Source organism: Pantoea sp. K16, assembly GCF_048452805.1.
Taxonomy (GTDB): Bacteria; Pseudomonadota; Gammaproteobacteria; order Enterobacterales; family Enterobacteriaceae; genus Pantoea; species Pantoea agglomerans.
In genome coordinates this window covers 266,160-288,623 of sequence record NZ_JBLWNV010000004.1, presented here as the reverse complement: position 1 = coordinate 288,623, position 22,464 = coordinate 266,160, and the positions used below count along the sequence as shown (strand labels likewise).

Annotated in this window: 21 protein-coding genes; 15 read left to right on the top strand and 6 right to left on the bottom strand. The window is 55.1% G+C overall.

What is annotated here, in order from left to right:
- The first annotated feature begins 68 nt into the window (after positions 1-68).
- The 6 genes from dnaB to ACK13D_RS07455 all read left to right on the top strand — a co-directional run bounded on the left by dnaB (position 69) and on the right by ACK13D_RS07455 (position 5,039).
- A complete protein-coding gene (gene dnaB / locus ACK13D_RS07480; RefSeq protein ID WP_010252197.1) occupies positions 69-1,475 on the top strand; it encodes a replicative DNA helicase in 1,407 nt (468 codons plus the stop codon).
- A 129-nt stretch (positions 1,476-1,604) separates the two neighbouring features.
- Positions 1,605-2,084, top strand: a complete 480-nt coding sequence (locus tag ACK13D_RS07475; protein WP_010252196.1) for an Lrp/AsnC family transcriptional regulator — start codon at positions 1,605-1,607, stop codon at positions 2,082-2,084.
- A 240-nt stretch (positions 2,085-2,324) separates the two neighbouring features.
- Positions 2,325-2,939: a YitT family protein gene (locus ACK13D_RS07470; protein WP_010672216.1), complete on the top strand. Its 615-nt coding sequence runs from the start codon at positions 2,325-2,327 to the stop codon at positions 2,937-2,939.
- A gap of 40 nt (positions 2,940-2,979) precedes the next feature.
- Positions 2,980-4,173, top strand: a complete 1,194-nt coding sequence (locus ACK13D_RS07465; RefSeq protein ID WP_010252191.1) for an amino acid aminotransferase — start codon at positions 2,980-2,982, stop codon at positions 4,171-4,173.
- A gap of 123 nt (positions 4,174-4,296) precedes the next feature.
- Positions 4,297-4,716, top strand: coding sequence for a secondary thiamine-phosphate synthase enzyme YjbQ (locus tag ACK13D_RS07460; RefSeq protein ID WP_010252188.1), 420 nt, complete (start codon positions 4,297-4,299; stop codon positions 4,714-4,716).
- Entirely contained in the window at positions 4,716-5,039 is a 324-nt protein-coding gene (locus tag ACK13D_RS07455; protein WP_010252186.1) for an MmcQ/YjbR family DNA-binding protein, read from the top strand. The genes ACK13D_RS07460 and ACK13D_RS07455 overlap by 1 nt, the downstream gene beginning before the upstream one ends.
- A 52-nt stretch (positions 5,040-5,091) precedes the next feature.
- On the opposite strand, the gene ACK13D_RS07450 is transcribed toward ACK13D_RS07455, so the two are convergent.
- Together ACK13D_RS07450 and uvrA are read right to left on the bottom strand one after the other, a co-directional pair.
- Positions 5,092-6,156: an NAD(P)-dependent alcohol dehydrogenase gene (locus ACK13D_RS07450; protein ID WP_010252184.1), complete on the bottom strand. Its 1,065-nt coding sequence runs from the start codon at positions 6,154-6,156 to the stop codon at positions 5,092-5,094.
- A gap of 233 nt (positions 6,157-6,389) precedes the next feature.
- Positions 6,390-9,218: an excinuclease ABC subunit UvrA gene (gene uvrA / locus ACK13D_RS07445; RefSeq protein ID WP_010252182.1), complete on the bottom strand. Its 2,829-nt coding sequence runs from the start codon at positions 9,216-9,218 to the stop codon at positions 6,390-6,392.
- A 224-nt stretch (positions 9,219-9,442) separates the two neighbouring features.
- Between uvrA and ssb1 the strand changes: the two genes are divergently transcribed.
- Entirely contained in the window at positions 9,443-10,006 is a 564-nt protein-coding gene (gene ssb1 / locus ACK13D_RS07440; protein WP_010252180.1) for a single-stranded DNA-binding protein SSB1, read from the top strand.
- Between the two features lie 71 nt (positions 10,007-10,077).
- Here the strand turns inward: ssb1 and ACK13D_RS07435 are convergent, their stop codons facing one another.
- Positions 10,078-10,599: an isochorismatase family protein gene (locus ACK13D_RS07435; RefSeq protein WP_187506867.1), complete on the bottom strand. Its 522-nt coding sequence runs from the start codon at positions 10,597-10,599 to the stop codon at positions 10,078-10,080.
- Between the two features lie 120 nt (positions 10,600-10,719).
- Here ACK13D_RS07435 and ACK13D_RS07430 point away from each other — a divergent pair, with 120 nt between their 5' ends.
- Entirely contained in the window at positions 10,720-11,547 is an 828-nt protein-coding gene (locus tag ACK13D_RS07430; RefSeq protein ID WP_010252176.1) for an AraC family transcriptional regulator, read from the top strand.
- A gap of 77 nt (positions 11,548-11,624) precedes the next feature.
- Positions 11,625-12,584: a DMT family transporter gene (locus tag ACK13D_RS07425; protein ID WP_060681527.1), complete on the top strand. Its 960-nt coding sequence runs from the start codon at positions 11,625-11,627 to the stop codon at positions 12,582-12,584.
- A gap of 923 nt (positions 12,585-13,507) precedes the next feature.
- Here the strand turns inward: ACK13D_RS07425 and ACK13D_RS07420 are convergent.
- Positions 13,508-13,903, bottom strand: coding sequence for a transposase (locus tag ACK13D_RS07420; protein ID WP_003855733.1), 396 nt, complete (start codon positions 13,901-13,903; stop codon positions 13,508-13,510).
- A 525-nt stretch (positions 13,904-14,428) separates the two neighbouring features.
- On the opposite strand from ACK13D_RS07420, the gene ACK13D_RS07415 reads away from it, so the two are divergent.
- Together ACK13D_RS07415 and ACK13D_RS07410 are read left to right on the top strand one after the other, a co-directional pair.
- Complete coding sequence (locus ACK13D_RS07415; RefSeq protein ID WP_010252170.1) at positions 14,429-15,685, top strand: oligosaccharide flippase family protein; 1,257 nt, start codon at positions 14,429-14,431, stop codon at positions 15,683-15,685.
- A gap of 8 nt (positions 15,686-15,693) precedes the next feature.
- Positions 15,694-16,644 carry an ATP-grasp fold amidoligase family protein gene (locus ACK13D_RS07410; protein WP_010252168.1) on the top strand — a complete coding sequence of 317 codons (951 nt, stop codon included), beginning with the start codon at positions 15,694-15,696 and terminating at the stop codon, positions 16,642-16,644.
- A 54-nt stretch (positions 16,645-16,698) separates the two neighbouring features.
- Here the strand turns inward: ACK13D_RS07410 and ACK13D_RS07405 are convergent, their stop codons facing one another.
- On the bottom strand, positions 16,699-16,980 hold the full coding sequence (locus tag ACK13D_RS07405; RefSeq protein ID WP_010252166.1) for a YjcB family protein: 282 nt from the start codon (positions 16,978-16,980) through the stop codon (positions 16,699-16,701).
- Between the two features lie 254 nt (positions 16,981-17,234).
- Positions 17,235-17,660, bottom strand: a complete 426-nt coding sequence (gene soxS, locus ACK13D_RS07400; RefSeq protein WP_010252163.1) for a superoxide response transcriptional regulator SoxS — start codon at positions 17,658-17,660, stop codon at positions 17,235-17,237.
- A gap of 100 nt (positions 17,661-17,760) precedes the next feature.
- On the opposite strand from soxS, the gene soxR reads away from it, so the two are divergent.
- The 4 genes from soxR (at position 17,761) to ACK13D_RS07380 (ending at position 22,454) form a co-directional block, all read left to right on the top strand.
- Positions 17,761-18,246, top strand: coding sequence for a redox-sensitive transcriptional activator SoxR (gene soxR / locus ACK13D_RS07395; RefSeq protein WP_010252161.1), 486 nt, complete (start codon positions 17,761-17,763; stop codon positions 18,244-18,246).
- A gap of 39 nt (positions 18,247-18,285) precedes the next feature.
- Positions 18,286-18,951: a glutathione S-transferase family protein gene (locus ACK13D_RS07390; RefSeq protein ID WP_010252159.1), complete on the top strand. Its 666-nt coding sequence runs from the start codon at positions 18,286-18,288 to the stop codon at positions 18,949-18,951.
- Positions 18,952-19,309: 358 nt separating this feature from the next.
- Positions 19,310-20,659 carry an NCS2 family permease gene (locus ACK13D_RS07385; RefSeq protein ID WP_418796047.1) on the top strand — a complete coding sequence of 450 codons (1,350 nt, stop codon included), beginning with the start codon at positions 19,310-19,312 and terminating at the stop codon, positions 20,657-20,659.
- Positions 20,660-20,804: 145 nt separating this feature from the next.
- Positions 20,805-22,454, top strand: a complete 1,650-nt coding sequence (locus ACK13D_RS07380; RefSeq protein ID WP_010252155.1) for a Na+/H+ antiporter — start codon at positions 20,805-20,807, stop codon at positions 22,452-22,454.
- Positions 22,455-22,464 lie beyond the last annotated feature (10 nt).

The following is a 22,464-nucleotide window of genomic DNA, read 5'->3' as shown; positions in this document are numbered from 1 at the left end:
GGGTGAGGCACGCACCCCAACTAAGGTATACTTGCGCGTCCCCACAGAAGATCGGTAATGCATTCACTATGGCAGGAAATAAACCCACCAACAAATCGAACGAAACGCAGGATCGCCAGCTCGCAGGCGTGAAAATGCCCCCGCATTCGCTGGAAGCGGAGCAGTCGGTGCTCGGTGGGTTAATGCTGGATAACGAGCGCTGGGACAATGTCTCTGAGCGCGTCGTCGCGAATGATTTTTTCAACCGCTCGCATCGGCTGATTTTTTCAGAGATGCAGCGGCTGCTGGAAAACAGCAAACCTATTGACCTGATTACGCTCTCCGAATCGCTGGAAACCCGTGGCGAACTGGAGATGGCGGGCGGCTTCGCCTATCTGGCGGAACTGGCGAAAAACACCCCGAGCGCGGCGAACATCGGCGCCTATGCTGACATCGTGCGCGAACGTGCGGTGGTGCGTGAGATGATCGCCGTCGCTAACCAGATTGCCGATGCCGGTTATGATCCGCAGGGGCGTAACAGCGAAGAGCTGCTCGACTTCGCGGAGTCGAACGTCTTTAAAATTGCGGAAGCGCGCGCGGATAAGGATGCTGGCCCGAAAAACATCGAGCAGATTCTGGAATCGACCGTTTCCCGTATCGAATCGCTCTATCAGACACCGCACGATGGCGTCACCGGCGTCGATACCGGCTATCAGGATCTGAATAAAAAGACCGCGGGCCTGCAGGGTTCTGATCTGATTATTGTCGCAGCACGTCCTTCGATGGGTAAAACCACCTTTGCGATGAACCTGTGCGAAAACGCCGCCATGCTGCAGGAAAAACCAGTGCTGATCTTCAGTCTGGAGATGCCCAGCGAGCAGATCATGATGCGTATGCTGGCGTCACTCTCCCGCGTCGATCAGACCCGCATCCGTACCGGGCAGCTGGATGATGAGGACTGGGCGCGTATTTCCGGCACCATGGGCATCCTGCTGGAGAAGAAGAACATGTACATTGATGACTCTTCCGGCCTGACGCCCACCGAAGTGCGTTCGCGCGCCCGGCGTATCTACCGTGAAAACGGTGGATTAAGCATGATCATGATCGACTATCTGCAACTGATGCGCGTGCCGTCGCTGTCGGACAACCGTACGCTGGAAATTGCTGAGATCTCCCGCTCGCTCAAAGCACTGGCCAAAGAGTTGAACGTGCCGGTTGTGGCGCTGTCGCAGCTTAACCGCTCGCTGGAGCAGCGAGCCGATAAACGTCCGGTCAACTCGGATCTGCGTGAATCGGGCTCGATCGAGCAGGATGCGGATTTGATCATGTTTATCTATCGCGATGAGGTTTACCACGAAAACAGCGATCTTAAAGGGATCGCGGAGATCATTCTGGGTAAACAGCGTAACGGCCCGATCGGTACGGTACGCCTGACCTTTAACGGTCAGTGGTCACGCTTCGACAACTACGCTGGCCCGCAATACGACGACGAATGATCCCCGGTTTGTGCTGTCATGCACGATCTGTGCATGACAGCCCCCATCCTCACAAAATAGTGTTGGACAACCTCTCGGGTTATCGGGTTATCTGTAACAAAGCGACGCCCATCACGCTGTGGAAACGGAATGACTCACGTAGACGATTACGACCTTAAAATCCTGACTTTATTACAATCCAACGGCCGTCTGACCAATCAGGAACTCAGCGATCTGGTCGGCCTTTCCGCCTCACAATGTTCCCGCCGACGTATCAATCTGGAACAGGCTAATCTGATCCTGGGTTATCATGCCCGGCTGTCGCCCGATGCCATCGGGCTTGGCATGGTGGGATTGATTGAGGTGCGCTTAATTAACCACACCGCAGAATATGTCGAGAGCTTTCACCGGATGGTGGAGCAGGAGCAGGCGATCGTGGATGCCTATAAAACCACCGGCGATGCGGACTATCTGCTTAAAGTGGCGGTGGCCGATCTCAATTCCCTTAGTGCGTTAATCAGCCAGTTAGTCGCGGGCCACCAGAGCGTTTCCCATGTGAAAACCTCGGTAGTGCTGGGACGCATGAAAGAGAACGGGCTGATGATGCTGCCTGAGCAGAAGACGCGCTAAAAAGGTGCGCGCTGTGCGCTTTTGGTGCACACTTGCGGCAATTAATGCGAAGAGCGCGCATAGAGGCGGACTTTAACGCATGGGTTGACGGTATCAGCCGGCATTTATGCACAAAGTTCTGTTTTAAAGCGCCTTAGATATCAATGGGATATCGCTGGCACCCGGTTTACAGCAGTTCAGTGCTGTGGCGATGGTGCGTTTTTTGCATCGAAACCGCATCATTTGCCCTGAGAAAACCCCATGGATAACATCGCAGAACCCTCCCGCGTCCCGCATTCGCGCATTGAAGATGCGCTGGCGATGGTGCTTGGCACCCTGATGGTCTCGTTCGGCGTCATTATGCTGAAACAGGCGGGGGCGCTGACCGGCAGCACCGCAGGCATCGCCTTTCTGATCAGCTACCTGTCGCCGCTTTCGTTCGGCAGCGCGTTTTTCCTGATCAACATCCCTTTTTACTGGCTGGCGGTAAAACGCATGGGCTGGGAATTTACGCTGAAAACCTTCTGCGCCGTCGGTCTGGTGTCGCTGTTCACCCAGCTGCACCCGCTATTCGTCCACTTTTCTGACCTTAACCCCTTCTATGCGACACTGTTCGGTAACGTCATCATGGGAATCGGGTTTATAGTGTTATTTCGTCATAAGGCGAGCCTGGGCGGCATCAATATTCTGGCGCTGTGGCTACAGGATCGCTTTGGGATCCGCGCGGGGAAGCTGCAAATGGTGGTCGATACCTGCGTCGTGCTGGCGTCACTGTTTGTGGTGAGCGGCCCCATCCTGCTCGCGTCGATTGCGGGTGCGGTGATCCTGAATCTGATTATTGCAATGAACCACCGTCCGGGACGCTATCGGGTTTAATCCGCATCTTCCCTCTGGACCAATCATGGAGACCTACACCGTGTTTCAAAACGTTGATGCCTATGCTGGCGATCCGATTCTGTCGTTGATGGAAGCCTTCAAACAAGATCCACGCGAACACAAAGTTAACCTGAGTATCGGCCTCTATTACGACGAAAAGGGCATCATCCCGCAGCTGAAGGCTGTAGCCGCTGCCGAAGAGCAGATCTATGCTGAGCCGCATCAGGCATCGCTCTATCTGCCAATGGAAGGACTGAACAGCTACCGTAGTGCGATTGCACCGCTGCTGTTTGGTGCCGATCATCCGGTGTTAAACGCGGGCCGTATCGCCTCTATTCAGACGCTGGGCGGTTCTGGCGCGCTGAAAGTGGGCGCCGATTTCCTTAAGCGCTACTTCCCGCAGTCTGCGGTCTGGGTCAGCGATCCGACCTGGGAAAACCACGTCGCGATTTTTAATGGTGCAGGTTTTGAGGTAAATACCTATCCCTGGTATGACGCAGAGACCCACGGCGTGCGGTTTGATGCCTTTATCAGCACCCTGAAAACCCTGCCAGCGCAAAGCGTCGTGCTGCTGCATCCCTGCTGTCATAACCCGACCGGTGCTGACCTGACCGATGCGCAGTGGGATCAGACCGTTGAGGTGCTGAAAGCACAGCAGCTGATTCCTTTCCTGGATATCGCCTATCAGGGCTTTGGTGCCGGCATGCAGCAGGATGCCTATGCGCTGCGTGCAGTCGCGGCGGCGGGCCTGCCAGCCCTGGTGAGCAACTCCTTCTCCAAAATTTTCTCGCTCTATGGCGAGCGCGTGGGCGGTCTCTCTATCGTCTGTGACAGCGCCGAAGAGTCAGCGCGTGTGCTGGGCCAGTTAAAAGCCACGGTTCGCCGCAACTACTCCAGCCCGCCGAATTTCGGTGCGCAGGTTGTCGCGCGCGTACTCAACGATGACGAGTTGAAAGCCAGCTGGCTGGCTGAAGTGGAAGCGATGCGCTTACGCATTCTGGACATGCGTCAGTCGCTGGTGGACGTGCTGAGCACTGCACTGCCAGGTAAAAACTTCGACTACCTGCTGAAGCAGCGTGGCATGTTCAGCTACACCGGCCTGAGTGCGCAGCAGGTCGATCGTCTGCGCAACGAATTTGGCATCTATCTGGTGGGCAGCGGCCGCATGTGTGTGGCCGGTCTGAACAGCAAAAATGTGCATCAGGTGGCTGAAGCGTTTGCCGCCGTGATGTAACTCTGCCGCCAGGCTGTAAAAAAAACCGTCAGGGTGCTCTCTGGCGGTTTTTTTATGGGTCAGGGTTTACCTTTCGGCGACATGCTGCACACTTAAACGGGGTAACCGTTTCAGGAATAAGCTATGTGGCATCAACAAACTATTACGCTGAGCGCGAAGCCGCGCGGGTTTCATCTGGTCACCGATGAGATCGTGAACTCGCTCTCCGGACTGCGTGATATCAAAACCGGTCTGCTACATCTGCTGTTGCAGCACACTTCGGCGTCGTTAACCTTAAATGAGAATTGCGACCCGACGGTGCGCAGCGACATGGAGCAGCATTTCATGCGGCACGTGCCGGAGAATGCGCCTTATCAGCACGACTACGAAGGGCGTGATGATATGCCGGCGCACATCAAATCGTCGATCTTAGGGGTTTCGTTGTTATTACCGGTTCAGCGGGGACGTCTGGTGCTGGGCACCTGGCAGGGTATCTGGCTGGGCGAGCATCGCATTGAGGGCGGTGCCAGGCGGATTGTCGCCACTTTACAAGGGGAATCGTAATGAATAACTCAGACTTACTGACCTATTGCATGAGTAAGCCGGGCGCGGAGCAGAGCGTCCACAGTGACTGGAAAGCCACGCAGATTAAAAGCAACGGCGTGCTGTTTGCGATGGTACATGAGGCGAAAGGGCGGCCAGCGGTCTCGCTGAAATCGACGCCTGCGCTGGCCGAATTACTGCGCGAAGAGCATAGCGATATTATTCCCAGCGAGCATCTGAACAAGTCACACTGGAGCACGCTGTTCCTGGACGGTTCGCTGAAAGATTCGCAGATCTACTATCTGGTCGATGCCTCATTCCAGCAGGTTGCAACGGCCCGCTAAACGGCAATAAAAAACCCTCTTACCTGAGCAAGAGGGTTTCAGAGGCAGCGGGTTACGCGGCAGGCTGTTCGCGCAGGGTATTGATGTCGATAACGAAGCGGTATTTCACATCGCTTTTCAGCATGCGCTCATAGGCTTCATTGATCTGGTCCATCGCGATCAGTTCAATGTCTGACGTAATGCCGTGCTCACCACAGAAATCGAGCATCTCCTGGGTCTCTGCGATGCCGCCAATCAGTGAACCGGCGATGCTGCGACGCTTGAAGATCAGGTTAAATACCTGCGGTGCCGGGTGATCGTGCTCTGGTGCACCCACCAGCGTCATGTTGCCATCCAGCTTCAGCAGGGTAATGAAGGGGTTGAGGTCGTGCTGAGCCGCAACAGTGTTCAGAATGAAGTCAAAGCTGTTGGCGTGCTGCGCCATCTGCTCCGCATCTTTGGAGATCACGACTTCATCGGCACCCAGACGTTTGCCATCTTCAATTTTGGAAGGCGAGGTGGTGAACAGCACCACATGTGCGCCCATGGCATGGGCAATTTTCACGCCCATATGGCCCAGGCCGCCTAAGCCTACGATACCCACTTTCTTGCCCGGGCCGACATTCCAGTGGCGCAGCGGCGAGTAAGTGGTAATACCGGCACACAGCAGCGGTGCCACGCCCGCCAGCTCCAGGTTCTCGGGAATGCGCAGCACAAAGCTCTCATCAACCACCATCGACGTTGAGTAACCGCCGTAGGTAATGGCGCCGGTTTCACGATCTTCACCGTTGTAGGTGCCAACAAAGCCGTTTTCACAATACTGCTCCAGACCCTGCTGACAGCTCGGACAGCTGCGGCACGAATCGACCATGCAGCCTACGCCGACCAGATCGCCGACTTTGTATTTCTGCGTCTGCGGGCCAACGGCCGTGACGCGACCGACAATTTCATGACCCGGAACCACGGGAAAAATGGTGTTTTTCCACTCATTACGGGCCTGATGCAGGTCTGAGTGGCAGACGCCACAGAACAGCACCTCAAGCTGAACGTCATGGGCGCGCAGCTCACGCGGCTTAAAATCGAACGGTGCCAGTTTGGATTTTGCATCCTGAGCAGCATACGCATGCGTAATATTCATGGTGTCTCCAGTTTCGATGTGTCGTGAGTGTTATTCGATGAAGTGCAGCAGCGTTGATGTGCTGCGAAAACAGGGCGACGCCAGGGGCGTGCCAAAGAGGAACCGCTTAAGGATAGTCAGCGTGGGGAAAAGCGTATATGCCTATACATGTCTGAATCTTGCCTGATTCTGCAATTTTCTGGCTGAATCGACAGGGGAGAGTAAAAGGCCCGCACGCGGCGGGCCTGACAGAATTACTTCTGTAACAGTGGCTTCAGGAAGCGCGCGGTATGTGATTTCTCACACTCCGCCACGGTTTCTGGCGTACCAGCCACCAGGATTTCACCGCCGCCGCTGCCGCCTTCCGGACCCAGGTCGACAATCCAGTCTGCAGTTTTAACCACATCCAGGTTGTGCTCAATCACCACGATGGTGTTGCCCTGATCGCGCAGCTTATGCAGCACTTCCAGCAGCTGCTGGATATCGGCAAAGTGCAAGCCGGTGGTCGGCTCATCCAGAATGTAGAGTGTCTGACCGGTGCCACGCTTCGACAGCTCACGCGCCAGCTTCACGCGCTGGGCTTCACCGCCGGAAAGAGTGGTCGCGGACTGACCGAGGCGGATGTAGGTGAGACCCACATCGATCAGCGTCTGCAACTTACGCGCCAGCGCCGGCACCGCATCGAAGAACTCACGTGCCTCTTCGATGGTCATCTCCAGCACTTCGTGAATGCTCTTGCCTTTGTACTTCACTTCCAGCGTTTCACGGTTATAGCGTTTGCCTTTGCACTGATCGCACGGCACATAAATGTCCGGCAGGAAGTGCATTTCGACTTTCAGCACGCCATCGCCCTGACAGGCTTCACAGCGTCCGCCACGCACGTTAAAGCTGAAGCGGCCCGGATTATAGCCGCGCGAACGCGCTTCCGGCACGCCCGCAAACAGTTCACGCACCGGGGTGAAGATGCCGGTGTAGGTGGCCGGGTTGGAGCGCGGTGTACGACCAATCGGGCTCTGGTCGATGTCGATTACTTTGTCGAAGTGCTCCAGTCCCGCCACGTCACGGTAAGGTGCCGGTTCGGCGATGGTCGCGCCGTTCAGCGCCCGCTGGGCAATCGGGAAGAGCGTATCGTTGATCAGGGTCGATTTACCCGAGCCGGAAACACCGGTAATACAGGTGAACAGTCCGACCGGCAGCGTCAGCGTGACATCCTTGAGGTTGTTGCCGCGTGCGCCAGTAATCTTCAGGACTTTGGCCGGGTCGCCTTTGACGCGCTCCTCTGGCACTGCAATGCCACGCTTGCCGCTCAGGAACTGGCCGGTCAGTGACGCTTCCTGCGCCATGATCTGATCAACCGTGCCTTCAGCCACCACCTGGCCGCCATGTACGCCCGCACCCGGACCGATATCGATCACATGGTCAGCGGCACGAATCGCATCTTCATCATGCTCAACCACGATCACCGTGTTACCGAGGTCGCGCAGATGAATCAGGGTGCCGAGCAGGCGTTCGTTGTCGCGCTGGTGCAGGCCGATTGAAGGCTCATCCAGCACATACATCACGCCGACCAGACCGGCACCGATCTGGCTGGCCAGACGGATACGCTGTGCTTCACCACCGGACAGGGTCTCGGCGGAACGCGACATCGAAAGATAGTTCAGGCCGACGTTGACCAGGAAGCTCAGGCGATCGCCAATCTCTTTCAAAATTTTCTCGGCGATCTGCGCACGCTGGCCGCTGAGTTTCATGTTTTCAAAGAAGGACATCGCATGGCCGATGCTCATCTCAGAGATGGTCGGCAGCGTGGTGTTCTCCACGAAGACATGACGCGCTTCACGACGCAGACGGGTTCCTTCACAGCTGGCACAGGCGCGGTTGCTGATAAATTTCGCCAGCTCTTCGCGTACCGCTGAGGACTCGGTCTCTTTGTAGCGGCGCTCCATGTTATTGAGCACCCCTTCAAATGGATGACGGCGCACCGAGGTGTCGCCGCGATCGTTGATGTACTTGAATTCGATGCTCTCTTTGCCTGATCCGTACAGAATCACTTTCTGTACGTTTTCTGGCAGGCTGCCGAACGACGCTTCGATATCAAAATCGAGGTGTTCCGCCAGCGAACGCAGCATCTGGAAGTAGTAGAAATTGCGGCGATCCCAGCCGCGGATTGCACCGCCCGCCAGCGAGAGTTCAGGATTCTGCACCACGCGGTCAGGGTCAAAATATTGCTGTACGCCAAGGCCGTCACAGGTCGGACAGGCGCCCGCCGGGTTGTTAAACGAGAACAGGCGCGGCTCCAGCTCGCTCATGCTGTAACCACAGATCGGGCAGGCGAAGTTAGCCGAGAAGAGCAGCTCTTCTGCGGCGCTGTCATCCATGTCCGCCACGATGGCCGTCCCGCCGGAGAGCTCCAGCGTGGTCTCAAACGATTCCGCCAGGCGGGTTGCGAGATCTTCACGTACTTTAAAGCGGTCAATCACCACTTCAATGGTGTGCTTCTTCTGCAGCTCGAGTTTTGGCGGATCGGAGAGGTCACACACTTCGCCATCAATACGCGCGCGGATATAGCCCTGGGTCGCCAGATTCTCCAGCGTTTTGGTGTGCTCACCCTTACGATCTTTCACCACCGGCGCCAGCAGCATCAGGCGACGGCCTTCCGGCTGGGAGAGCACCTGATCGACCATCTGGCTGACGGTCTGCGCCGCCAGCGGCACATCATGATCCGGGCAGCGCGGTTCGCCAACGCGGGCAAACAGCAGACGCAGGTAATCATGGATCTCGGTGATGGTTCCCACGGTCGAGCGTGGGTTGTGCGAGGTGGATTTCTGTTCAATGGAAATGGCGGGCGACAAACCTTCGATATGATCGACGTCCGGCTTCTCCATTAACGAAAGAAACTGGCGCGCATACGCAGAGAGCGACTCCACATAGCGGCGCTGACCTTCCGCATACAGCGTATCAAACGCCAGTGAGGATTTACCGGAACCTGACAGGCCGGTTACCACAATGAGTTTGTCGCGTGGGATGGTCAGGTTGATGTTTTTCAAATTATGGGTGCGGGCACCACGAACTTCGATCTTATCCATTCACCTTTCCCGGATTAGCAGCACTCACCGCGCCTTGCCGACACGGCCAGAATAAACGTGTCATTATGGCACAAAAAATAGACTGAATAAATATCCAGTACTCTTAGCCTCTGGCGCGCAGAGTATTAAAACTGGAACCCCGCTCGAAAGTGGGAAACAGACCGCAGGACGTGTTAGAATTGATAGATTAGACTGTATGCATTAACTCATCGGGAGACAGCAACATGGCCAGTCGTGGCGTTAACAAAGTGATTCTTGTCGGGAATCTGGGTCAGGATCCGGAAGTACGTTATATGCCAAATGGTGGCGCTGTTGCCAACATTACGCTGGCTACGTCGGAAAGCTGGCGCGACAAGCAGACCGGTGAAAACAAAGAGATCACTGAGTGGCACCGTGTGGTGCTGTTTGGCAAACTGGCTGAAGTCGCGGGTGAATACCTGAAAAAAGGATCGCAGGTCTATATCGAAGGCCAGCTGCGCACCCGTAAATGGCAGGATCAGGGTGGCCAGGAGCGTTACACCACCGAAGTCGTGGTTAACGTTGGTGGTACCATGCAGATGCTGGGTGGCCGTCAGCAGGGCGGTAATGCCGGTGCAGGCGCTCCAGCCGGTGGTGGCGCGCAGGGCGGTGGCAACAACAATGGCTGGGGTCAGCCGCAGCAGCCGCAGGGCAACAATAACCAGTTCAGTGGTGGCGCGCAGTCCCGTCCGCAGCCGCAGCCACAGAGCGCGCCGGCCAGCAACAACAACGAACCACCAATGGATTTCGACGACGATATTCCGTTCTGATTCCGTTGGCCAGAGAGTACAAAAAAAGCCCGCTTTGCGGGCTTTTTTTATGCGCGGCGTCTGGCGGCCAGCTACGACCATTCCGCCAGAATCGCCTCCGTGCTCAGCACACGTGGCACGTTGCCGGGGATCAGCAGTGAGGCCCACACATCATTGTGCTGGTTAATCAGTGCTTCGGCGCTGATCCAGCGGCGATCTGCCGTGGTGTGCGCATCGGCGGCAACGGTAATCGCATAGCCCGCACTGGCACCGACTTTTATCGTGGTATCCAGGCAGTAGTCAGTGGCACAACCGCACACCACAAATTCCTCTACCGCCAGCCTCTTTAACAGCGCGGCCAGGTCGGTGTGCCAGAAGCTGTCGCAGGCAGTTTTAGTCACATAGTGTGCGCCAGCAGGCTGAGCGATTTCCGGCAGCAGCCCGAAAGCCGCATTACCCTCGCACATCTCGCCTTCGCGGTGCTGGATAAATATTGTGATATCGGCGCGTTCGGTCAGCCGGTTAATCTGTGCAATCCTTCCCGCTGTGTCGAAGCGTGGCGTGCTGAAGACGCCATTCTGCATATCAATGACCACGACTACCCGCTGTGCCATGCTTAATCCCATCTGGTTTGAAAAAAGCAGTGTTACCTGAGGCATTGCGGAAAGCAATCTTTTGCATTTTCCCCCCTGTCACAGGCATGCTAAACCGACTGGTTAAATAAGGAGAGAGAAGTGGAAGGTGTTCCGGCGAGTTTTCCCTGTGAGAAAGACCGCGCCCGGTTTCAGCAACTCGCCGAGCTGCCCGGTGTGGAACTCTATCAGGCCCACATCTCCCGCTACGCATTTGAACCCCATACCCATGAAGCCTTTGGTATCGGCACCATTGAAGCGGGCGCGCAACGCTTTCGCTACCGCGGCACCGAATATACTGCGCCGGAGAACTCGCTGGTCATGATGAATCCGGATGAGCTGCATACCGGTGAGTCAGCGTGTGAAGAGGGCTGGCGCTACCAGATGATCTACATTCAGCCGCAGCTGATGGATGAACTGACCGGCGATCGCGGCTGGTGGTTCAACGAGGCGCTGTTGACCGATCCGCGCGTGGCGCGGCCGCTCTCCCGCACGCTGGCGACACTCTGGCAGGCGGAATCACCACTGGCGCGCCAGAGCCTGCTGGCTGAACTGCTGTTGCAGATTCGTCCGCTGGCACGCATGTCCTCACAGGGCAGACCGGATGCACGGCATCGTTTTGATCAGGTAAGAGACTTTCTGCGCGCAAACCTCGCAGAACCGGTGCGGCTGGATGAGCTGGCGGCGCTGGCCTCGCTTTCGCCGTGGCACTTCTTACGCGCCTTTCGTCAGCACTATCACGTTACGCCGCATCAGATGCTGATGGCTTTCCGGCTTTACGACGCCAAGCAAAGGCTGGCACAGGGTGAAGCGGCTGCCAGCGTTGCGGCGGCGGTGGGATTAACCGATCAGGCCCATCTGACCCGCGCCTTTGCAAACCGTTATGGCATCACGCCGGGCCGCTATCAAAAGCAGGTGCGCCAGCCCTGATACCACCGCAATCTGCTACAAGCATTCCCCGCCCGAACCCGCCACACTGAACGAAAAAGCTATATAAGGAAGAAATTATGTTTGCTGGTGTCATGTTTGCCGTCACCGCCGGACTGCTGTGGGGGCTGATCTTTGTCGGGCCGCTGCTGGTGCCTGACTATCCTGGCGCGCTGCAATCGGCGGGACGTTATGTGGCGTTTGGGCTGATTGCGCTGCCGCTGGCCTGGCACGGTCGTCATCGCCTGCGCAAGCTGGCCCGGACTGACTGGCGTGAGGCGGTAAAGCTCTCGCTGGTGGGAAACCTCTTCTACTATGCGTTTCTGGCGAACGCCATTCAGCGCACTGGCGGACCGGTCTCCACCATGATTATCGGCACGCTGCCGGTGGTGATCGCTGTGACGGCCAATCTCTGTTACGGCCATCTTGAAGGACGCCTGCCGTGGCGGCGGCTGTTTCCGGCACTGGTCATGATGGCGGCCGGATTACTCTGCGTGAATGCGGCGGAGCTACAGAGTCAGGGCCACACGCTTGATCTCAGCCGTTATCTGACCGGTATCGCGCTGGCGCTGCTGGCTGTGGTCTGCTGGACCTGGTATCCGCTGCGCAATGCCCGCTGGCTGCGTACACATCCCGAACTGCGGCCCTCGACCTGGGCAACAGCGCAGGGAGTTGTGACGCTGCCGATGGCGCTAATCATGTACGCGCTGGTCAGCGCGCAGCTCGCCTGGCAACAGCCGGCTTTTTCGCTGCCGTTTGGGCCGCGTCCTGCGGTGTTTATCTCCCTGATGCTGGCGATTGGTCTGCTCTGTTCCTGGCTGGGGACCTTATGCTGGAACGCTGCCAGCCAGCGTCTGCCCACCGTACTGATGGGGCCACTGATTGTTTTTGAGATCCTTTTCGGTCTGTTGTGGACTTTTCTCTGGTATCAAAGCTGGCCACCCCTGCTCACCGTGACGGGGATTACTTGTCTGATGGCTGGTGTCCTGTGGGCAATGCGCATTAAACCGCAGCCTCTCGTCGTCGCGGTTAAAGAGTAAACCGCGAAGATTGCCAAAAGACCTCTGCCGCGCGGATAACACGCCGCGCGGCTTTTTAAGATTAAACCCTACCCCGATTTGCTCGCTCTCCGGCAGATTTGTGCCGCGAAATCGATTTCATGCCTCTGCGTAATCGTGCCTTTACCCTCGAAAGCCTCTCTCATCCCCCTTTTGTCAGTGAAAAAACGGGACTGATGGTCTCCTGAACATAGCCATGTTCAGCGCTGGCAGCGGGTAACTGTTCAGATATCGGTCGTTAATCAGGAAAAATCGCGCAGCACTATGGACGTTATGCTTTTATCAGCGGCTTTTTATTGCGGTATGGTCCTGAGAAAGGGAGGCTGAAAACCACTATTAACTTCACTCAGTGATGAATGAGTAAGAAAACTCCGCCGCTGCGTTAATAATTAAAGATTAATCTCTGGCATCAATGATGCGCAATGAAGAGAGCGAAAAGATAGACACATAACGTTAGTGATAAGGAGCAATAAACTATTTATCCTGGATTAATCCTGGAGAAAGTATATGCCATTAACCCTTTCCCCGGAATTAAACGCAGCCGCAAAAATTTGAGTCAGGTCCAGCATTAACTCAAATATACGGTGATTATTTTTTGCGCGATGTTTAAATTGGCTTAATGATATTGAGACGATTTAGTTCCGACGATTAGCTGGGCTTACGTAAGAAAGGGAGGGCCCAATCCCGCGTAAACGAGATTGGGAAGGGAAGAGTAGCCGTAGAATGCGAGACGTTTGCTGTTGTGAATCAATTTTACCGCAAAAAAAGAAGCTTAGCCGTGAAGCCATTCATTAGTTATAAATGGAGCGGAAAAGGGTGCCGCAATTGTCCTGTTAAATGATCTTCATCTCTTCTGGTAAGAACAAATCTCAGCGTTAAGTCTAAAAAGCGCGGTAGCATTGGGTTTAGCGGTTCTCCGTGCCTGACGGATAATGGTATACGCTGCGACTGATATCTAATAAGCGGCAGCTGCGACGGGTGCCGATGTCAAAGGTGGCCTGCAGGAAATCCACAGCCTGACGTTTTTCATTAGTGGTAAAGAAGTGCTTCAGAACGCTCTGCAGCATCTCTTTGTCCGAGTTGAGCGTCTGCAGTTCACGCGTGATGTTCTGCAGTTTTTCTTCCAGCTCTTTGATTTTTCTGCCTTCTTCCGAAGACAACCCAGAAAACTTCTTCTTCCAGCTGTAGAACGTGGCTTCAGAGATGCCTAACTCTTCACAAATCTCTCTGACTTTCACGCCCGATTCAGAAGCTTTAATGGCATTTGTGATTTGATCTTCGCTGTATCGTGACTTTCTCATAAATGCTCTTACCTTTCTTATCGATTAATGGATGAGAATGACTTTAATAATTTCTGGCACTGTAAGATTCTATTAAGGCAGTATTAAAGTGCGCGAATTGAATTGCGAAGCCTAAATTAAGATATTTAGAATAAATATCATCATGGGATAAATCTTATTTTATTCTTATCCGGTGGGCGTGCCTTCCTGGAGGGGGATTTTTGTTATAAATTCATCGCATCCAAAATACGAAAAAATTCTACGTACATTGGATATTTAGCCTGACCGACTTGATTAATATGGCGGGAAGGGCTCTTAAAGGTTGTTTTATTTTCAGCCTGAAATCGTTTCCATCTGAAGTGATTCGCGCCATTTATAATAAGAATTATCCTGAATTAACACTCCGGATCATGATTTACATCTCAATTTTCGGACCAGCTTGGTCTGAAGTCTTACATTTTCGCCAGGCCCACTGAGCGCTTATTAATTCGTTACAGGGATGTTGTACCGAAGCGGTTGTAGTTGAGTAATACTAAGGAAGAGTCGATGAAATTGAGCGTAATGTCTAATGCCGCCTGGATGATGTCTGAGAAGATCATCTCCGTTTTTGGCGTCATTTTTGTGACGTCTTACGTGGCGAAATCCTTTGGCCCAACGGTGTTTGGCCAGATGGCGTTTTCTACTTCACTATTTGCGATGGTGCAAACCGTTGCAATCTTTGGCACCGAAACCATTCTGTTTAAACGCGTCAGCAAAAATGCGTCAAAAGGCCTGCGCCTGATGACCATCGCCCGTACGATGAGAATGGTGCTGTTGCTGGTCACTTCGGTGCCAGTCTTAATCTGGGTCTGGTACAACATGCAGGAAAATTTCCTGGCGTTTGCACTGGCCTCATTTGTTGCCTCGGTTTTTGTCACCCAGGACACCTTCAGCGTTTATAACAACGCGCGTCTTGCCTCGCGTCTTAACACCATCGCCAACGCCGTGGGCATGCTGCTGAGTTTCGGCATCAGCTTCACTGTCGCCTGGCTGCGTCTTAATCCGCTCTGGCTGACGCTGTCGATTGTCGCAGTGACTCTGGTGCCTTATCTGATTAAGCGTCACAACTTCTATCAGGACCATCAGGATCAGATGCCACCGCGCGAAAAGCGCACTGCCTATCTGCGTTATCTGATGTATGCCGGTCTGCCACTGGCGATCTCCAGCATCTTTATCTCTGTGCAGGTAAAAGCGGCGCAGATGTTCCTGGCAGGCACGGCACCCGCGCGCGACCTCGGGCTGTTTGCGGCGGCGAATACCATTTCCGCCTCATGGATTTTTATCCCGGTGGCGCTCATCACCTCCTGCTTCACTGAAATCTTCAGGGAGCGCGGCGAGGTCGCCATTAAGCTGGCTGCGCGGCTCAATGGCTATGTTATGGCTGTTTCATTGCTGATGCTGCTGATCATTTCGCTTTATGGCGAGCGGATCATCATTGCGTTGTACGGCCCGGAATTCACACAGTCAGGAAGTCTCATTACGTTGCTGTCGATAGCGACCAGCTTTTCGGCAATGGGGACCGTAGCGTATCGCTACATGGTCAAAGAGGGAGGATTTAACTACTTGCTGAGGAAAATCATCTGCCTGATGGTCATCAGTTTGCCGCTCTCCTGGTGGTTGATCCAGGGTCACGGCATCATGGGGGCCGCGTGGAGCGTTTTCCTTTCAGAACTTTTGTCCCTGACCGTAATGAATTACTTCTTTAAAAACGGCGTCATTCAAAAGATTCAGGTTTCCTCACTCAACTACAAAACATACAAATGAGGTCAGATATGCTCAAGTTGAAAGAAGAACTCAGAAGAAGTGTGCAGTATTTTATTAAGAAGATGCCCTGGGCTTATCAGGACCGCATCTACTACTTCCATAAGTTCAGAAAGCTGCCCAATCTGCGTCAGCCAAAAGTGTTCAACGAGAAGGTGTTGTATCGTAAGTTTATCTTCGGCGATTACCAGAGCTATGGTCGTCTGTCAGATAAGTACTCGGTGCGCGAATTCATTGCTGAAAAAATCGGTAATGAATACCTGATCCCGCTGGTACACGAAACCACTGACCCGACCACGCTGAACAGCTTACCCTGCTGGAAGGGGACGGTGATCAAGCCGAACCACGCCTCCAACATGGTAGAGATTCTGCTGGAGGAGCCGGACGCACTGCGCAAGCAGCAGATCATTCATGACTGCTATCGCTGGCTGAAGACCGACTTCGCCAACGAAGCGCGTGAGATTCACTATCGCTACATCAAGCCACGTATCCTGGTTGAGAAGTACATTGGTGATGGCAAAAGCGCGCCGATTGATTACAAGTTTCATATGTTCAACAAGCGTGATGGCAAGTTCGAATATGTGCTGCAGGTGATCTACAACCGCTGCCAGCCGCTGCTGTCGATGAATTTCTACGTGAATAACCTCAATGAGGCCTATCACAAGATTCGCGATACCGGTCTGGATGTCTCACCGATTATGCCGTCACTGGAACATGCGCTCGAACTGAGCAAGAAGCTGGCCAGTGATTTCGACTACGTGCGTGTGGACTGGTATATCCATGACGAGCGCATCTACTTTGGCGAACTGACCTTCACCCCAGGTGCAGGACTGGTCACCGGATTAGATCGTGGTTTAAATCAGATGATGGGAGATATGTGGATTCAGGACCGCCGCGGAACGCAGAGCCCGGGCGTTACAGTGCAGGATGTTAATATCCCTGCCATGTTGAAGAAAATTTAAGCACACACAGCAATATAAAAAACCCCGCTAAGCGGGGTTTTTTATGCGCAAAAATCAGGGCATCGGCCAGTCAGCAGGCGCCTGGCTCATCACATCGATAAAGGCATGCTTTGAGATTTCCAGAAAGTTATGCACGTTATCCATGCTTAGGGTAATGCCCATCAGACCGGTAACAAACCAGCAGGTCATGCCTAAACCAATCCCGCCACACATAAATGCCATCACGTGACGGCTATCCTGACGAAGTTTGGTTTTCAGGGTGCTGGCAAAAAACATCATGATTGCGCTCAGCAATTCCCAACGCATAACAAGTAAACTGGCGGTTAACGTAGCCATCGGCCGGACCTCAATATCAGTAAGTATTCCTGACAATCTGCGGACATCACCGGCGGCGGAAAAGTGTGTCAGGGGGTGCTTTTTCGCCGTCAACCCAGGTTCAAAGTGTGACTTGGGTCACATTATATCACCCGATTTTAAATTTTGAACAAAATTTGACTCTGGTATGGTAGCGGCGTGAGGGAATAGTGAGCAGTAGAAGAAGAATGGCGGGGAAATCAGTCAGATGCGCCCGGGCGGGCGCATCTGAGGGGTCAACGAACCGGACAGCACTCGCCGGTCGTGCGCTGGGTGAAGCTACTGATACCGTCATTGCAGCCAAAACTCAGCAGGCGAGGGCGCTGAATCGCCTGGCGGCGCATGGTATGGCGGTAAGCGGTAGGCGTCTGTGAAAACTGACGACGAAACACGCGGGAGAAGGTCTGCTGCGAGTCATAGCCATACTGCATCGCAATATCAAAAACCGGCCGCTGTGTCTGTGACAGCGCTTCCGCTGCCAGCGTCAGACGGCGCTCGCGAATATAGCCACCCAGCGTCTGTTTCGTTACCGAACGGAACATACGCTGCAGATGCCATTTCGAATAGCCCGATTTTGCGGCAACCTCATCGATCGACAGGCTCTTATCCAGGTTCTGGTCAATCCAGTGCGTCAGGGAATGAATGATCTCTTCTTGCATCATGGTCTCATCCTTCTGGTGCTTAATAAGCGGTAATGGGAGTTTAGTGGTTTTGATGGAGAGCGAGTATAATTCCTCAAGTTAACTTGAGGTAAAGAGCCTGATGAAAAAAGAACGCAACTATCCGAAACCGGTCTTAACACCGGGTGAAGTGGCGCGCCGCAGCGGTGTGGCGGTTTCGGCGCTGCACTTTTATGAGACAAAAGGACTTATTTTCAGCACCCGCAACAGCGGCAATCAGCGGCGATATAGCCGTGACGTGCTGCGACGCGTCGCGATTATCAAGATTGCGCAGCGTATCGGCATTCCGCTGGCAACGGTCAGTGACAGCCTGGATCACATTCCGCCTGACAAGCGCATGTCGACACCGGAGTGGGATGCGCTGACGCAGCACTGGCGCGAAGAGCTGGATAAGCGCATTGAAACCCTGACCCGCCTGCGTAATGACCTGGATGGCTGTATCGGCTGCGGCTGTTTGTCGATGCGCGACTGCCCGCTGCGCAATCCCGGCGACCGGCTGGGTCAGCAGGGCTCGGGTGCGGTGCTGCTTGACCCGGAACAGGATGATAAACATCCGGATGTGGAGTGACGTCTATACTTGGTGAAGGTCAAAACACAGGGAATCATGATGATCACCGTTCACCATCTTGAGAAATCGCGCTCGCATCGGGTGCTGTGGCTGCTGGAAGAGCTGGAAGTGCCGTACCAGATTAAACGCTATCAACGCGAACCGACCATGCTGGCCCCGGAGGCGCTGAAAAAAGTGCATCCACTGGGAAAATCACCGGTGATTACCGACGGGAACCAGGTAGTGGCAGAGTCAGGTGCCATTCTCGAATACCTTGAAGAGAAATATGATCACGAGTTCCGGCTCAAAGTGAGTGATGAGGCGTCGCGGCTGCAGTGCCGCTACTGGCTGCACTATGCCGAAGGCTCGCTGATGCCGCTGCTGGTGATGAAGCTGATCTTCGGTCAGATGGGTAAAGCACCGGTGCCGTGGCTGCTGCGCCCGGTCGGGGCGGCATTCGGTAAAGGCGTGCAGAAGGCGTTTCTGGATAAACAGCTTAAGCCACACATGCAGATGATCGAACAGCATCTGGCTGCAAATCCCTGGTTCGCCGGTCAGCGCTTCAGTATCGCTGATATCCAGATGAGCTTTCCGCTGCTGGCGCTTGCGCGACGTGCCGGACTGGAGCAGATGCCCGCCAGCCAGAAATGGCTGCAGACTGTGCAACAGCGTGCCGCCTGGCAGCGCGCGATCGATCAGGGCGGCGAGCTTTCGCTGCCAGGTTAATTCCCCTCTTCCACTGGCGGGTCGTGTCTCATCACGGCTGCGCCGGTGCGCATCCCCCTGAAAATCGCGTTAACTTCAGGGCGTCAGCGTTTGACGTCGGCTTGGGCCACGCGGCTGCTGGCGACTTAAGCCTGATCTTTATGCTGAAGAATCTCCCTCTGACAGTTGAAAATGTGCCGCTAAACGCCGGATAATCGCATGCCTTTTTATCTGGCCGCTTCTGGCGGCCAACTATCTGCGGCAAGGTAAACGTTTGCCTGCCGGGTAAAACCCGACAGTGACGCCGTCTACCCGCTTATTCCAGGGACAGCGATGGTCGCAGAGCGATCCACACAACAAAAATTTTTGAGGCTCAACTATGTCAACTGAATCACGCCCGGCCAGTGGAAAACTGGACGCCTGGTTCTCGATCTCGGCGCGCGGCAGCAGCGTGCGCCAGGAAATTCTGGCCGGACTTACCACCTTCCTGGCGATGGTCTACTCCGTTATCGTGGTGCCAGGAATGCTGGGCAAGGCCGGTTTTCCCCCTACTGCCGTGTTTGTCGCCACCTGCCTGGTTGCCAGCTTTGGTTCCATCATTATGGGACTGTGGGCCAATCTGCCGATGGCGATTGGCTGTGCAATCTCCTTAACCGCCTTTACCGCTTTCAGCCTTGTGCTGGGCCAGCACATCAGCGTGCCGGTAGCGCTGGGCGCGGTGTTCCTGATGGGTCTGCTGTTTACCCTGATCTCAGTGACCGGCATTCGAGCCTGGATCCTGCGTAACCTGCCGATGGGCGTGGCGCACGGCACTGGCGTCGGAATTGGCCTGTTTTTGCTGCTGATTGCGGCTGACGGTGTAGGCCTGGTAGTGAAAAACCCGGCACCGGGCCTGCCGGTGGCGCTGGGCCACTTCACCACCTTCCCGGTAATGATGACGCTGCTGGGACTGGCAGCGATTATTGGACTGGAGAAGCGCCGGATGCCCGGCGGTATACTCATGACAATTATCGCCATTTCGCTGCTGGGGCTGATTTTCGATCCGGCGGTGAGCTACAAAGGATTGTTTGCGCTGCCGAGCCTGCGTGATGCCAGCGGTGAGTCGCTGCTGTTCAGCCTCGACATTATGGGCGCGATGCAGCCGGTCGTGCTGCCAAGCGTGCTGGCACTGGTGATGACGGCGGTCTTTGACGCGACCGGCACCATTCGCGCGGTCGCGGGTCAGGCAAATCTGCTGGATAAACAGGGCCAGATTATCAATGGTGGCCGTGCGCTGACTAGCGACTCCGTCAGCAGCCTGTTCGCGGGTCTGGTGGGCGCGTCACCGGCTGCGGTTTATATCGAATCGGCGGCAGGAACGGCGGCGGGGGGTAAAACCGGTCTTACCGCGATTGTGGTCGGCCTGCTGTTCCTTGCCATTCTGTTTATGTCACCGCTGGCGTATCTGGTGCCGGCTTACGCCACCGCGCCTGCATTAATGTATGTGGGTCTGCTGATGCTCAGTAATGTGGCGAAAGTCGACTTTAATGATTTTGTCGATACGATGTCGGGCCTGTTAACGGCGGTGATTATCGTGCTCACCTGTAACATCGTCACCGGCATTATGATCGGCTTCGCCAGCCTGGTCGTGGGACGTCTCTTCGCGGGGGAATGGCGCAAGCTCAACGTCGGCACCGTCATTATTGCTATCGCGCTGGTGGCGTTTTACGCCGGTGGCTGGGCGATCTGACTGTACAACCGGGCGTGCGGCTGCACGTCCGGAATTTTTCACTATTTTCCCGCCCGGCGCACGCGTAGCTGACAATCTTCACCGCAGTTTGTTTTACACTTTAGCGCTTAACCAATGATTGAAAGAAACGACGCCTAAGGAAAGCATGGAAATCTTTTTTACAATTCTCATCATGACGCTGGTCGTGTCGCTCTCTGGCGTTGCGGCTCGTATCCTCCCTTTTCAGATCCCGTTGCCGCTGGTTCAGATCGCCGTGGGTGCGATGCTGGCCTGGCCAACTTTTGGTCTGCATGTCGACTTTGACCCGGAGCTGTTTCTGGTGCTCTTTATTCCGCCGCTGCTGTTCGCGGATGGCTGGAAGACGCCGATCAGTGAGTTCCTGCATCATGGTCGCGAGATAATTGGCTTAGCACTGGCGCTGGTCCTGATTACCGTGATCGGCATCGGCTATCTGATCTACTGGCTGGTACCAGGTATCCCGCTGATCCCTGCCTTTGCGCTGGCGGCGGTGCTGTCACCGACCGATGCCGTGGCGCTCTCAGGCATTGTCGGTGAAGGCCGTATTCCCAAGAAGATTATGTCGATTGTGCAGGGTGAAGCCCTGATGAATGACGCTTCGGGCCTGGTATCGCTGAAATTTGCCGTGGCAGTCGCCATGGGTACCATGGTGTTTACCTGGGGCGGTGCCAGCGTTGAGTTCCTGAAAGTGGCGGTGGGTGGTCTGATTGCGGGTGTCGCGATCTGCTGGCTCTACGGTAAGTCACTGCGCCTGCTCAGCCGCTGGAGCGGTGACGATCCGGCTACCCAGACCGTACTGCTGCTGCTGCTGCCGTTCGCCTCTTACCTGATTGCTGAACATCTGGGTGTCTCAGGCATCCTGGCGGCCGTGGCGGCCGGTATGACCATCACCCGTTCCGGTATTATTCGTCAGGCACCGCTGGCGATGCGCCTGCGTGCCAACAGCGTCTGGCAGATGCTGGAGTTCGTCTTTAACGGCATGGTCTTCCTGATGCTGGGCCTGCAGTTGCCGGATATTCTGCAGACCTCTGTCGATCAGGCGCAGGCCGATCCAAACGTCGAACTCTGGATGCTGTTTGCCGATATCGGGCTGGTCTATGCCGCGCTGATGATCGTGCGTTTTGGCTGGCTGTGGATTATGCAGCGCTTCAGCAAACGCCTGCTGAAGAAGAAGCCGCTGGAGTTCTCCAACTACTCGTTGCGTGAACTGCTGATCGCCTCCTTTGCGGGTGTGCGCGGCGCGATTACCCTGGCCGGTGTCCTGTCGATTCCGCTGTTCCTGACCAACGGCGAGCCTTTCCCGGCGCGTTATGAACTGGTCTTTATCGCCACCGGCGTGATTCTCTTCTCGCTATTGGTAGGGGTAGTGATTCTGCCGATTCTGCTGCGCGGCATTGATACTATTGATAAAGGCGCACACCGTCGCGAGTTGCAGAATGCGCGTGCGGTAATGGCAGGCGCAGCCATTGAGAGCCTGCACAAGATGGAAGAGCGGCTGGAGAATGAGTCGGAAGAGAACATCGATCCGGAGCTGCTTAAAGAGGTGAGTCTGCGGGTGATTGGCAACTTACGTCGTCGCGCTGAAGGGAAGAATGACCTTGAACACGCGCTGTTCGCCGAGAACCTGGAGCGTCGCTTCCGCCTGACCGGACTGCGTGCCGAACGTGCTGAGGTCTATCATCTGCGCGCCACCCAGCAAATCTCCAATGAGACGATGCAGAAGTTACTGCACGACCTGGATCTGCTGGAAGCGCTGCTGATCGAAAAAGAGGAGTAAGTCCTGACTG

Bases quoted from the DNA above. Each gene is read 5' to 3' on its own strand.
- ssb1 (WP_010252180.1), top strand. From the start codon at position 9,443: ATGGCCAGTCGTGGCGTTAACAAAGTGATTCTTGTCGGGAATCTGGGT.
- ACK13D_RS07410 (WP_010252168.1), top strand. From the start codon at position 15,694: ATGCTCAAGTTGAAAGAAGAACTCAGAAGAAGTGTGCAGTATTTTATT.
- dnaB (WP_010252197.1), top strand. From the start codon at position 69: ATGGCAGGAAATAAACCCACCAACAAATCGAACGAAACGCAGGATCGC.
- uvrA (WP_010252182.1), bottom strand. From the start codon at position 9,218: ATGGATAAGATCGAAGTTCGTGGTGCCCGCACCCATAATTTGAAAAAC.
- ACK13D_RS07380 (WP_010252155.1), top strand. From the start codon at position 20,805: ATGGAAATCTTTTTTACAATTCTCATCATGACGCTGGTCGTGTCGCTC.
- ACK13D_RS07470 (WP_010672216.1), top strand. From the start codon at position 2,325: ATGGATAACATCGCAGAACCCTCCCGCGTCCCGCATTCGCGCATTGAA.
- soxS (WP_010252163.1), bottom strand. From the start codon at position 17,660: ATGATGCAAGAAGAGATCATTCATTCCCTGACGCACTGGATTGACCAG.
- ACK13D_RS07405 (WP_010252166.1), bottom strand. From the start codon at position 16,980: ATGGCTACGTTAACCGCCAGTTTACTTGTTATGCGTTGGGAATTGCTG.
- ACK13D_RS07415 (WP_010252170.1), top strand. From the start codon at position 14,429: ATGAAATTGAGCGTAATGTCTAATGCCGCCTGGATGATGTCTGAGAAG.
- ACK13D_RS07455 (WP_010252186.1), top strand. From the start codon at position 4,716: ATGAATAACTCAGACTTACTGACCTATTGCATGAGTAAGCCGGGCGCG.
- ACK13D_RS07425 (WP_060681527.1), top strand. From the start codon at position 11,625: ATGTTTGCTGGTGTCATGTTTGCCGTCACCGCCGGACTGCTGTGGGGG.
- ACK13D_RS07475 (WP_010252196.1), top strand. From the start codon at position 1,605: ATGACTCACGTAGACGATTACGACCTTAAAATCCTGACTTTATTACAA.
- ACK13D_RS07420 (WP_003855733.1), bottom strand. From the start codon at position 13,903: ATGAGAAAGTCACGATACAGCGAAGATCAAATCACAAATGCCATTAAA.
- soxR (WP_010252161.1), top strand. From the start codon at position 17,761: ATGAAAAAAGAACGCAACTATCCGAAACCGGTCTTAACACCGGGTGAA.
- ACK13D_RS07390 (WP_010252159.1), top strand. From the start codon at position 18,286: ATGATCACCGTTCACCATCTTGAGAAATCGCGCTCGCATCGGGTGCTG.
- ACK13D_RS07450 (WP_010252184.1), bottom strand. From the start codon at position 6,156: ATGAATATTACGCATGCGTATGCTGCTCAGGATGCAAAATCCAAACTG.
- ACK13D_RS07460 (WP_010252188.1), top strand. From the start codon at position 4,297: ATGTGGCATCAACAAACTATTACGCTGAGCGCGAAGCCGCGCGGGTTT.
- ACK13D_RS07435 (WP_187506867.1), bottom strand. From the start codon at position 10,599: ATGGCACAGCGGGTAGTCGTGGTCATTGATATGCAGAATGGCGTCTTC.
- ACK13D_RS07385 (WP_418796047.1), top strand. From the start codon at position 19,310: ATGTCAACTGAATCACGCCCGGCCAGTGGAAAACTGGACGCCTGGTTC.